Genomic DNA, 11,412 nt, shown 5'->3' with positions numbered 1-11,412 from the left:
TGAAGCCCCCTGTCTGATCCTTCGGGTGAGGATGGGTGTGGTGGAGCCGGTGATCCGAGCTTGTAGTAGGTGAGTGATGGGGTGACGCAGGAAGGTAGTCCAGCCCGGGCGGTGGTTGTCCCGGGGTAAGGGTGTGGCCCGAGAGGCAGGTAAATCCGTCTCTCATTGTGGGTGAGACCTGATGCCGAGCCGATTGTGGTGAAGTGGATGATCCTATGCTGTCGAGAAAAGCCTCTAGCGATGTTTCATGGCGGCCCGTACCCTAAACCGACTCAGGTGGTCAGGTAGAGTATACCGAGGCGTTCGGGTGAACTATGGTTAAGGAACTCGGCAAAATGCCCCCGTAACTTCGGGAGAAGGGGGGCCGCTTCCGGTGATCCGTTTTACACGGGGAGCTGGGGGTGGCCGCAGAGACCAGCGAGAAGCGACTGTTTACTAAAAACACAGGTCCGTGCGAAGCTGTAAGGCGATGTATACGGACTGACGCCTGCCCGGTGCTGGAACGTTAAGGGGACCGGTTAGTCACTCTTCGGGGTGGCGAAGCTGAGAACTTAAGCGCCAGTAAACGGCGGTGGTAACTATAACCATCCTAAGGTAGCGAAATTCCTTGTCGGGTAAGTTCCGACCTGCACGAATGGCGTAACGACTTCTCGACTGTCTCAACCATAGGCCCGGTGAAATTGCATTACGAGTAAAGATGCTCGTTTCGCGCAGCAGGACGGAAAGACCCCGGGACCTTTACTATAGCTTGATATTGGTGTTCGGTTCGGCTTGTGTAGGATAGGTGGGAGACTGTGAAGCGGCCACGCCAGTGGTTGTGGAGTCGTCGTTGAAATACCACTCTGGTCGTGTTGGATGTCTAACCTGGGTCCGTGATCCGGATCGGGGACAGTGTCTGGTGGGTAGTTTAACTGGGGCGGTTGCCTCCTAAAGGGTAACGGAGGCGCCCAAAGGTTCCCTCAGCCTGGTTGGTCATCAGGTGGTGAGTGTAAGTGCACAAGGGAGCTTGACTGCGAGACTGACGGGTCGAGCAGGTGCGAAAGCAGGGACTAGTGATCCGGCGGTGGCTTGTGGGAGCGCCGTCGCTCAACGGATAAAAGGTACCCCGGGGATAACAGGCTGATCTTCCCCAAGAGTCCATATCGACGGGATGGTTTGGCACCTCGATGTCGGCTCGTCGCATCCTGGGGCTGGAGTCGGTCCCAAGGGTTGGGCTGTTCGCCCATTAAAGCGGCACGCGAGCTGGGTTTAGAACGTCGTGAGACAGTTCGGTCCCTATCCGCTGCGCGCGTAGGAGTCTTGAGAAGGGCTGTCCCTAGTACGAGAGGACCGGGACGGACGGACCTCTGGTGTGCCAGTTGTTCTGCCAAGGGCATGGCTGGTTGGCTACGTTCGGGAGGGATAACCGCTGAAAGCATCTAAGCGGGAAGCCTGCTTCGAGATGAGGACTCCCACCCCCTTGAGGGGTTAAGGCCCCCTGTAGACGACGGGGTTGATAGGCCGGATCTGGAAGCCCTGTGAGGGGTGGAGGTGACCGGTACTAATAGGCCGAGGGCTTGTCCATAGCTGCTTGCGTCCACTGTGTTGTTCCCAGACAACAAACCATGGTTGTCGGGTTGGCTTGAGTTTGTTCACTTAACTGAAGAGTGTGCTTGTTCGCTGACCCTTTGAGGGTTTCGGTGGTCATAGCGTTGGGGAAACGCCCGGTCTCATTCCGAACCCGGAAGCTAAGCCCGACCGCGCCGATGGTACTGCATGGGGGACCGTGTGGGAGAGTAGGTCACCGCCGAACAATTATTGAGGACCCTTGGTCCCAGCGTGAGCGCTGGGACCAAGGGTCCTTTTTTGTTTTTTCGTTCCGGTGAGACCGGGAGTGAGAGAGGCGTAGTGATGACCACCAACGAGCCCGACCGGCGTGACGAGGACCGTGACGGCCGCGGCCGGCGTCGTGACGGTGACGGACGTGGTTTCGACCGGCGGGACGGGGACCGTCGTGGCGGTCCGCGTCGTACCGAGGGGGACCGCCAGGGGCGTGGGCCGCGGCGGCAGGACGACCGGCCTCGTCGTGATTTCCGTCGTGATGACGACCGCCCCCGTGGGCCTCGTCGTGACGATGACCGGCCGCGACGGGACTTCCGGCGCGATGACGATCGGCCTCGCCGCGACTTCCGTCGCGACGACGACCGCCCGCGCGGGCCGCGGCGTGACGATGACCGCCGTGGGGACGATCGGGCGCGAGGCTTCCGCCGCGATGACGAGCGGCCCCGTCGTGACTTCGGGCGTGGTGACGACCGTCCCCGGCGCGATTTCCGGCGTGATGACGACCGCCCGCGCGGTCCTCGGCGTGACGACGACCGGCCTCGTCGTGACTTCGGTCGTGATGACGACCGCCCCCGTGGGCCTCGTCGTGACGATGACCGTCCCCGGCGCGACTTCCGGCGCGATGACGATCGGCCCCGCCGTGACTTCCGTCGTGATGACGACCGCTCGCGCGGGCCGCGGCGCGATGACGACCGGCCTCGTCGTGATTTCCGGCGCGACGATGACCGCCCCCGTGGGCCTCGTCGTGACGATGACCGTCCCCGGCGCGACTTCCGGCGCGATGATGACCGGCCGCGGCGTGATTTCGGCCGTGGTGACGAGCGGCCTCGTCGTGACTTCCGGCGTGACGACGACCGTTCCCGCGGGCCCCGGCGTGACGGGTACGGGCGTGGGCAGCGGTTTGAGCGGCGGGATGATCGGGCGCGGGGGCCGCGGCGGGACGGGGAGCGGCCGCCCGTGCGGCGGTTGTCCATTCCCGAGGACGTCACCGGGCTTGAACTGGACAAGGCCGTACGGCAGGAGTTGCAGAGCCTGCCCAAGACGCTTGCCGACGACGTGGCCAAGAACCTCGTCATGGTCGCCCGGCTGCTCGACGAGGACGCCCCCCGGGCCTATGAGCACGCCAAGGTGGCGCTGCGGCTCGCGTCCCGCGTCGGGGCCGTGCGGGAGGCGGCCGGCTTCGCCGCGTACCACACCGAGAAGTACCAGGAGGCGCTGGCCGAGTTCCGGGCCGCGCGGCGCATGAGCGGGCGTCCCGACCTCTGGCCGGTGATGGCCGACTGCGAGCGCGGCATGGGCCGGCCGGAGCGGGCGCTGGCGATGGCCGGTGAGCCCGAGGTGAAGCGGTTGGACAAGGCAGGGCAGGTGGAGATGCGGCTCGTCGCCGCCGGGGCACGGCGTGATCTGGGGCAGCCCGATGCCGCCGTCGTCACCCTGCAGAGCCCGGAACTGGCGTCGACCGCCGTGCACCCGTGGACCGCGCGGCTGCGGTACGCCTACGCCGACGCGCTGCTGGAGGTCGGGCGCGAGGAGGACGCGCGGGAGTGGTTCGCGAAGGCCGTCGAGGCGGACCACGAAGGGCTCACGGACGCCTCCGACCGGCTGGCCGAGCTGGACGGCATCGAGTTCACCGACGCGCTCGACCCCGACTCGGAGGAGATCGAGGAGGACGCCGCGGACGAGGTCGAGGAGGACGCGGAGGCTTCGGCCGAGGTGAGCGACGCCGACTTCACCGACGAGGACGACCCCGCCGTCGACGACGATGAGGAAGAAGACGAGGACGAAGACGAGCGCCGCGCCTGACTCACCCCAGGTCCAGGGCCCGCAGCACCAGCCCCGTGGCCGGCTTCGGGCCGAACGACGTGGACTTGCGCGGCATCGTCACCCCGTCCCGCGCGAGTTCCCGTACGACGTCCTCCGCCACCGGCTTCATCAGCACCGCCGTCCCGCCCAGGCGCGCCGCCTGGGCGGCGGCGGCCGCGGCCTCGTGGACGTAGCCGATGTGCTCGGGGTCGTCGGGGAGCCGCCAGACGTGCTCGATGAGCGTGGCGTGCAGCACCGTGGCGTCCAGGGTGCGCCATGCCGCCGGGCGGTCGGTGCGAACGGTACGGGCCAGCAGGTCCTGGTCCGGGCGGTCGACCAGGTGCAGGCCGTCCTCGCCCGCCAGGAGGAACGCGTTGCCCTCCGTCCCTTCGAGCTCCCTCAGCGCCGCGGGCAGCGGTGCGTCGAGGCGCCGGACGCGGGCGGCGTCGCCGACGAGGCGCAGGGCTTCCGCGGTCGGCAGCGTGCGCAGGACGCGGTGGATGCCGCGGACCACGAGCGGGTGGCGGGCCGTGTCGACGAGCAGGACCAGCCCGTAGTCCCACGGCCCCGTCTCGCCCGGCGGTGCCGGCCGTTCGGCCCGTAGCCGCAGATACGTCGCCCAGCGGTGGTGTCCGTCCGCGATGAGCGCCTGCCGCCGCGCGAGGTCCGCGCGTACGGCCGCGATCTCCTCCTGGTCCGTCACCGCCCACAGCCGGTGCGCGAAGCCGTCGTCCGTCGTCGTGGCCAGCAGCGGCGTGCGCGCCGTGGCGCGGGCGACGACGGCCGCCGTGCCGGTGGCAGCGCCGTCGCTGCGGTACGACAGCAGCAGCGGCTCGGGGTTGGCGGCGGTCTCGCGCATCAGGCCCGCGCGGTCGGCGACGATCTCCTCCATCACGTCCTCGTGCGGCAGCACGACGCCGTCCGCCGGTTCGCTGAGCGCCAGCAGCCCGACGACGCCGCGCTGCAGCAGGTCGCCCCTGCGCTGCTCGTACACGTAGAGCGCGGGCCGCGGGTCGGGCACGAGCACGCCTTCCACGCGCCACCGGTGCAGCGTGTCGGCGGCGAGGCGGTGGCGGGTGGCGGGGTCGCCGTCCTGGGGGAGGATGAGGCGGACGATGTTGTACGGGTCGGCGGTCTCCAGGTGGTGCAGCCCGTCGGGCCGGACGACGACGTCGTACGGCGGGGAGGTGACGGCGGCGAGGCTGCGCACCCGGGACGGCGCGTAGCGCAGCCCGCGGAAGGGGCGGAGGTCGAGACCGGGTGAACGCTGCATGGACCGGATCGTATGTGCCGTGGCCGATGCGCGATGATCGAGCCGTGGATATCGCCCGTCCGAGGAGCCGCCGCCGTGACCAGCCAGCCCGTCAGGACCCGTACCGACGTCTGCGCGGAGCCGCTGTGCACGGCATATGACACGGCGCTGCTCGACCTCGACGGGGTCGTCTACATCGGCGGCGTGGCCGTCGAGCACGCGGCCGCTGCGCTGAGCGGCGCCCGGGAGCGCGGCATGCGGCTGGCGTACGTCACGAACAACGCCTCCCGCCCCGCGGCCGTCGTCGCCGGGCAGTTGACCGCGATGGGCGTGCCCGCGGAGCCGGCGGACGTGATCACCTCGGCGCAGGCCGTGGCGCGGCTGGTGGCCGAGGCGGTGCCGCCCGGGGCACGGGTGCTGGCGGTCGGCGGGGAGGGGCTGCACGGGCCGCTGCGGGAGCACGGGCTGCTCGTCGTGGAGTCGGCGGACGACGATCCGGCGGCGGTGGTGCAGGGGCACGGCGGTCCCGCGATGCCGTGGGGGCGGCTGATGGAGGCGGCGTTCGCGGTGCAGCGCGGGGTGCCGTGGTTCGCGTCGAACGCCGACCTGACCATTCCCACCCCGCGCGGCATCGCGCCGGGCAACGGGGCGGCGCTGGAGGTGGTGCGGCTGGCCACCGGCGCCGAGCCGCGGGTGGCGGGCAAGCCGCTGCCGCCGATGCACCGGGAGACGATCATCAGGACGGGCGCGCGCCGGCCACTGGTGGTCGGCGACCGGCTCGACACGGACATCGAGGGCGCGTACAACGGCGGCGTCGACGCGCTGCTGGTGCTCACCGGCGTGACCGGCGCCGCCGAACTGCTCGCGGCGGAGCCGCGGCACCGGCCGGCGTACGTGGCGGCGGATCTGCGCGGGCTGTCGGCAGCGCAGCCGGAGGTGGCGGTGGCGGGCGCCCAGGCCGAGGGTTTCGTCGCGCGGTGCGGCGGCTGGAGCGCGTCCGCGGGCGGTACGGAGCCGGGGCTGCGCCTCGACGGCGAGGGCCAACCGCTGGACGGGTTGCGGGCGTTGTGCGCGGCGGCGTGGACGTACGCGGGGGAGGGCTCCTGCGGCCTCGACCCGGGGAAGGCGCTGGCCCGCCTCGGTCTGTGAGCGCGCACCCACTCCACCGTTTGATCAGGGTAGGCTAACCTAACTGCGTGTTGGTCGACGCCGCTCCCCGAACGGACAACGGACTCAAGGACGCCCCGCCCCGCCGCCGGTGGTTCTCCCCGCGCGCCGCGGGACTGCTCGCCTCCTGCGCCGCGCTGCTGCTCGTCTGCGTGGCCAGCCTCGCCATCGGCGCCAAGCCCATCCCGCTGGACCAGGTCTGGCACGGCCTCTTCGGCTACGACGGCAGCGACACCGACGTCGTCATCCGCGACATGCGCGTCCCGCGCACGATCCTCGGCCTCCTGGCCGGCGCCGCCCTCGGCCTCTCCGGCGCCGTCATGCAGGCCCTCACCCGCAACCCCCTCGCCGAACCCGGGCTGCTCGGCATCAACGCGGGCGCCTCCGCCGCGGTCGTCAGCGCCATCAGCTTCTTCGGCGTCTCCTCCGTCGCCGGCTACGTCTGGTTCGCGTTCGCCGGCGCCGCCGCCGTCTCCGTCGTCGTCTACGCCCTCGGCGGCAGCCGCAGCGCCACCCCCGTACGCCTCGCGCTCGCCGGCACCGCCGCCACCGCCGCGCTCTTCGGCTACGTACGCGCCGTCGAGCTGACGGACACCGCGGCGCTGGACAGGATGCGCTTCTGGACCACCGGTTCGCTCGCCTCCGCCGACATGACCACCATCCGGCAGGTGCTGCCGTTCCTCGCCACCGGCATCGTCCTCGCACTGCTGCTGGCGCGCCCGCTGAACGCCATGGCGATGGGCGACGACACCGCCCGCGCCCTCGGCGCGCACCTCGCCCGCACCCGGCTGCTCGCCATGCTCGCCGTCACGCTGCTCTGCGGCGCCGCGACCGCGGCCTGCGGGCCGATCATCTTCGTCGGGCTGATGATCCCGCACATGGTGCGCGCCGTGACCGGGCCCGACATGCGCTGGATCCTGCCGTACGCGGCCGTGCTCGCGCCCGTGCTGCTGCTCGGCGCCGACGTGCTCGGCCGGGTGCTGGCCCGGCCCGCGGAGGTGCAGGTCGGGATCGTCACCGTGATCCTCGGCGGGCCGGTCTTCATCCATCTCGTACGACGCCGGAGGATGGCGCAGTTGTGAGAACGCTCAACGTACGCGGCACGAAGGGCGATCTGTCGGTCCGCCTCGACCTGCGCGCCCTGCTCGTCTGCCTGCTGCTGGCCGCCGCCGCGCTGGCCGCCGCGGTGGTCCTGGTCGGGACCGGCGACTTCCCGATCTCCTTCGCGGACGTCGTGCGCACGCTGTTCGGCGGCGGCGAGCCGGGGCAGGAGTTCATCGTCCGCGAACTGCGGCTGCCGCGGGTGCTCGTGGGGCTGCTGGTCGGTGCCGCGCTCGGCCTGGCCGGGGCCGTGTTCCAGGCCATCTCCCGCAACCCGCTGGGCAGTCCCGACGTGCTCGGCGTCTCGCACGGCTCCGCGGTGGGCGCGCTGGTGGTCATCGTGCTGTTCAAGGGCGGCTCGGAGACGGTCGCGCTCGGCGCCGTCGCCGGCGGCCTCGCCACCGGGGCGGCCATCTACCTGCTCGCCTGGCAGCGGGGCGTGGCCGGCTACCGGCTCGTACTCGTCGGCATCGGCGCCGCCGCCATCCTCACCGGCGTCATCAACTACCTGCTCACCAAGGCCGACCTGGTCGACGCCGCCCGCGCCACCCTGTGGATCACCGGGTCGCTCGGCGGGCGGGACTGGACCCACGTGTGGCCGCTGGTCGCGGTCTGCGCGGTGCTCGTGCCGCTGGTGCTGGCCTGCGGCCGGCCGCTGCGGATGATGGAGATGGGCGACGACACCGCGTACGCGCTGGGCGTCCCCGTCGAGCGGGTACGGCTCGTGGCGCTGCTGGCCGCCGTGCTGCTGACGGCCGCCGCCACCGCCGCCGCGGGGCCCGTCGCCTTCGTCGCCCTCACCGCGCCCCAGCTCGCCCGCCGGCTCACCCGGGCACCGGGTCCCAACCTGGCGCCCGCCGCGCTCATGGGGGCCACGCTGCTGATCGTCGCCGACTGGGCGGCGCAGCGCGCCTTCGGCGCCGACCAGGTGCCCGTCGGCGTCGTCACCGGCGTGCTCGGCGGCGTCTACCTCCTCTGGCTGCTCGCCGCGGAACGACGGGCGGGCCGGATATGACCGACCGTACGCCGGACAGGAGTCCCGAAGTGAGCCGTCTCGCCGCCGAGAACGTCACCCTCGCCTACGACAGCCGGGTCGTCGCGGAGCACCTGTCGGTGGCCGTGCCGGACGCCTCGTTCACCGTCGTCGTCGGGCCCAACGCCTGCGGCAAGTCGACGCTGCTGCGGGCGCTCGCGCGGATGCTGAAGCCGCGCACCGGCGCGGTGCTGCTGGACGGCGAGGCGATCGGCACGCTCCCGGCGCGCAAGGTGGCGCGGACACTCGGCCTGCTGCCCCAGTCGTCCGTGGCACCCGACGGCATCACGGTCGGCGACCTCGTCGCCCGCGGGCGCTACCCGCACCAGGGGCTGCTGCGGCAGTGGTCGCGGGAGGACGAGCGGGTCGTCCAGGAGTCGATGGCCGCCACCGGGGTCGGGGAGCTGGCGGATCGCTATGTCGACGAACTGTCCGGCGGGCAGCGGCAGCGCGTGTGGATCGCGATGGCGCTCGCGCAGCAGACGCCGCTGCTGCTGCTCGACGAGCCGACGACGTACCTCGACATCCAGCACCAGATCGACGTCCTGGACCTGTGCGCCGAACTCCACGAGACGCAGGGGCGCACGCTGGTCGCCGTGCTCCACGACCTCAACCACGCCGCACGCTACGCCACGCACCTGATCGCCATGCGCGACGGACGGATCGTCGCGGAGGGGGCGCCGAACGACATCGTGGACGCGGAACTCGTCGAGCGCGTCTTCGGGCTCAAGTGCCAGGTGATCGCTGACCCGGAGACCGGCACGCCGCTGGTCGTCCCGGCGGCGCGCAAGACGCGGGCGGGCGCGGACGGCAGGGTCTGACCGGGGTCCTGACAGTGGTTCGGGGTACGGTCTGTGGCATGAGCGAGCCGACGCCGATGCCCGCAGCGCAGCCCGAGACCACGACCGCGCCGCCGTACGTGCGGCAGCCGGCGGCGCGGTGGCCGGAGCCGGGCGGCGGGGACGTGGCGGAGGCCGCGGAATCGGCCGGCCCGCCCGCGCGGACCGCAACTGAACCGGAGGGGGAGAGACGGCCGGAAGCGGAACCGGAACCGGAACCCGATGCGGTCGAGGCTGAGCCCGTCGAGCCTGAGCCCGCCGAGGCCGGGCCCGTGCCGCTCGGTATCGCGCGCACCCCCACCGGCAACCCCGACGTCGACGCCGCGCTCGACCGCCTCGCGGACGCCGACGAGCTGCCGACCGGCAGCCACCTGGAGGTGTACGAGGACGCCCACGGCCGGATGCGCGAGGCGCTGGAGGAGCTGGACCGCGCCCAGGGCCCGCCCCCGCCGCCCGTGCAGGCACCCGCCGGCCCCGCGCCGTACGCCCAGCAGCATCGCCCCGGCCCGCCGCAGCCCGCGCCGCACGGCCCCCCACCGCCCCGCCCCGGCGTGCACCCGTACCGGCCGGGGAACCCGTGAGCGGTGCCCGGCGGCGCCGGCTCGACGCCGAGCTGGTGAGCCGCGAGCTGGCCCGCTCGCGCGAGCACGCCGGGCGGCTCATCGCCGCGGGCCGGGTCACGGTCGGCGGCCTGGTCGCCAGCAAGCCCGCCACCCAGGTCGAGACGTCCGCCGCCGTCGTCGTCGTCCCCGACGACGCCGACCCCGACTACGTCTCCCGCGGCGGCCACAAGCTCGCCGGCGCACTCGCGGCGTTCGAGCCCCGGGGGCTGCGCGTCGCCGGCCGCCGCGCCCTGGACGCCGGCGCCTCCACCGGCGGCTTCACCGACGTGCTGCTGCGCGCCGGCGCCGCGCACGTCGTCGCTGTGGACGTCGGCTACGGGCAGCTCGCGTGGAAGCTGCAGAGCGATGAGCGGGTCACCGTCCGGGACCGTACGAACGTCCGCGAGCTCACCCTCGACCAGCTCGGCGGCGAGCCCGCCGAACTCGTCGTCGGCGACCTGTCGTTCATCCCGCTCGGGCTCGTACTGCCCGCGCTGGTGCGCTGCGCCACGTCCGACGCGGACCTCGTGCTGATGGTCAAGCCGCAGTTCGAGGTCGGCAAGGAGCGCCTGGGCAGCGGCGGCGTGGTGCGCAGCGCGGAACTGCGCGCCCAGGCCGTGCGCGGGGTCGCGGAGCGGGGGGCGGCGCTCGGGCTGGGGGTGCTCGGTGTGACGGCCAGCCCGTTGCCCGGGCCGAAGGGAAACGTCGAGTATTTTCTGTGGCTGCGCGCCGGGGCGCCCGCGCTGGACCCCGAGGACGTGGCACGTGCCGTGGCGGAGGGGCCCCGATGACAGACCGCACCGTGTTCCTGCTCGCCCATACCGGCCGGCCGGCGGCGATCCGCAGCGCCGAGCTGGTCGTGCGCGGCCTGCTGCGCTGCGGCGTCGGCGTGCGCGTCCTTGCCGGCGAGGCGGCCGACCTGCCGCTGCCGCCGGAGGCGGAGCTGGTGGAGGCGGGCCCCGGGGTGATGGACGACTGCGAGCTGCTGATCGTGCTCGGCGGCGACGGCACGCTGCTGCGCGGCGCCGCCTTCGCCCGCAAGTCCGGCGTGCCGATGCTCGGCGTCAACCTCGGCCGGGTCGGCTTCCTCGCCGAGGCCGAGCGGGACGACCTCGACAAGGTCGTGGACCGCGTGGTGACCAGGGAGTACGAGGTCGAGGAGCGGATGACGCTCGACGTCCTCGTACGGAACGAGGGCAGGACCGTGCACGCCGACTGGGCGCTCAACGAGGCGTCCGTCGAGAAGGCCGCCCGCGAGCGGATGCTCGAGGTCGTCACCGAGGTCGACGGCCGGCCCGTCTCCCGCTTCGGCTGCGACGGCGTCGTCTGCGCGACGCCGACGGGATCGACCGCGTACGCCTTCTCGGCCGGCGGACCCGTCGTCTGGCCCGAGGTGGAGGCGCTGCTGATGGTCCCGATCAGCGCGCACGCGCTCTTCGCCAAGCCGCTCGTGACGTCGCCGGACTCCATCCTGGCGGTGGAGGTGCAGCCGAACAACCAGCACGGCGTGCTGTGGTGCGACGGCCGCCGCACGGTCGACCTGCCCTCCGGGGCGCGCGTCGAGGTGCGCCGCGGCGCGGTTCCGGTGCGGCTGGCGCGGCTGCACCACGCGTCGTTCACGGACCGGCTGGTGGCCAAGTTCGCGCTGCCGGTGGCGGGCTGGCGCGGGGCGCCGAACTGACGCGCGGCCCGTCCCACGCGCGGTCGTTCCGCCCGCCGCCGCGGCCCGGCGGCACGGCCCGGTCGCGCCGCCGGCCCGGACCCTGATCACGACGCCCCTCGCGACCCGGTGCC

The 11,412-nt window shown here is 72.3% G+C and carries 10 protein-coding genes and 2 rRNA genes (1 of these 12 running past the window's edge); 10 read left to right on the top strand and 2 right to left on the bottom strand.

The window, feature by feature from the left end:
* Both DMB38_RS05215 and rrf read left to right on the top strand, forming a co-directional pair.
* Window positions 1-1,564 (top strand): 23S ribosomal RNA (locus DMB38_RS05215) (it extends 1,564 nt beyond the left edge of the window).
* Between the two features lie 111 nt (window positions 1,565-1,675).
* Window positions 1,676-1,792, top strand: a 5S ribosomal RNA gene (rrf, locus tag DMB38_RS05210).
* Window positions 1,793-1,794: 2 nt separating this feature from the next.
* On the opposite strand, the gene DMB38_RS37640 is transcribed toward rrf, so the two are convergent.
* Entirely contained in the window at window positions 1,795-2,943 is a 1,149-nt protein-coding gene (locus DMB38_RS37640) for a hypothetical protein (RefSeq protein ID WP_346429493.1), read from the bottom strand.
* Here DMB38_RS37640 and DMB38_RS05200 point away from each other — a divergent pair.
* Window positions 2,878-3,624, top strand: a complete 747-nt coding sequence (locus tag DMB38_RS05200; RefSeq protein ID WP_346429492.1) for a hypothetical protein — start codon at window positions 2,878-2,880, stop codon at window positions 3,622-3,624. The two genes, DMB38_RS37640 and DMB38_RS05200, sit on opposite strands and share 66 nt — an antisense overlap.
* A 1-nt stretch (window position 3,625) precedes the next feature.
* On the opposite strand, the gene DMB38_RS05195 is transcribed toward DMB38_RS05200, so the two are convergent.
* Complete coding sequence (locus DMB38_RS05195) at window positions 3,626-4,897, bottom strand: DUF1015 domain-containing protein (RefSeq protein ID WP_125934153.1); 1,272 nt, start codon at window positions 4,895-4,897, stop codon at window positions 3,626-3,628.
* Between the two features lie 75 nt (window positions 4,898-4,972).
* Between DMB38_RS05195 and DMB38_RS05190 the strand changes: the two genes are divergently transcribed.
* From DMB38_RS05190 to DMB38_RS05160, 7 genes are read left to right on the top strand one after another with little or no spacing between them, the layout of a single operon-like run.
* Window positions 4,973-6,025, top strand: a complete 1,053-nt coding sequence (locus DMB38_RS05190) for an HAD hydrolase-like protein (RefSeq protein WP_125934152.1) — start codon at window positions 4,973-4,975, stop codon at window positions 6,023-6,025.
* 50 nt (window positions 6,026-6,075) lie between these two features.
* Window positions 6,076-7,125 (top strand): iron chelate uptake ABC transporter family permease subunit, encoded by a 1,050-nt coding sequence (locus tag DMB38_RS05185; protein WP_125938822.1) that lies wholly within the window; start codon window positions 6,076-6,078, stop codon window positions 7,123-7,125.
* Window positions 7,122-8,159, top strand: a complete 1,038-nt coding sequence (locus DMB38_RS05180; protein WP_125934151.1) for an iron chelate uptake ABC transporter family permease subunit — start codon at window positions 7,122-7,124, stop codon at window positions 8,157-8,159. Before DMB38_RS05185 ends, DMB38_RS05180 begins: the two co-directional genes overlap by 4 nt.
* On the top strand, window positions 8,156-8,998 hold the full coding sequence (locus DMB38_RS05175; RefSeq protein ID WP_125934150.1) for an ABC transporter ATP-binding protein: 843 nt from the start codon (window positions 8,156-8,158) through the stop codon (window positions 8,996-8,998). Before DMB38_RS05180 ends, DMB38_RS05175 begins: the two co-directional genes overlap by 4 nt.
* Window positions 8,999-9,036: 38 nt before the next feature.
* Entirely contained in the window at window positions 9,037-9,597 is a 561-nt protein-coding gene (locus tag DMB38_RS05170; RefSeq protein ID WP_125934149.1) for a hypothetical protein, read from the top strand.
* Window positions 9,594-10,409, top strand: a complete 816-nt coding sequence (locus tag DMB38_RS05165) for a TlyA family RNA methyltransferase (protein ID WP_125934148.1) — start codon at window positions 9,594-9,596, stop codon at window positions 10,407-10,409. The genes DMB38_RS05170 and DMB38_RS05165 overlap by 4 nt, the downstream gene beginning before the upstream one ends.
* Window positions 10,406-11,299 carry an NAD kinase gene (locus DMB38_RS05160; RefSeq protein ID WP_125934147.1) on the top strand — a complete coding sequence of 298 codons (894 nt, stop codon included), beginning with the start codon at window positions 10,406-10,408 and terminating at the stop codon, window positions 11,297-11,299. Before DMB38_RS05165 ends, DMB38_RS05160 begins: the two co-directional genes overlap by 4 nt.
* The last annotated feature ends 113 nt before the right edge of the window (window positions 11,300-11,412 follow it).

Source organism: Streptomyces sp. WAC 06738 (assembly GCF_003945505.1).
GTDB lineage: Bacteria > Actinomycetota > Actinomycetes > Streptomycetales > Streptomycetaceae > Streptomyces.
This window is presented reverse-complemented; position numbering and strand designations above follow the sequence as displayed.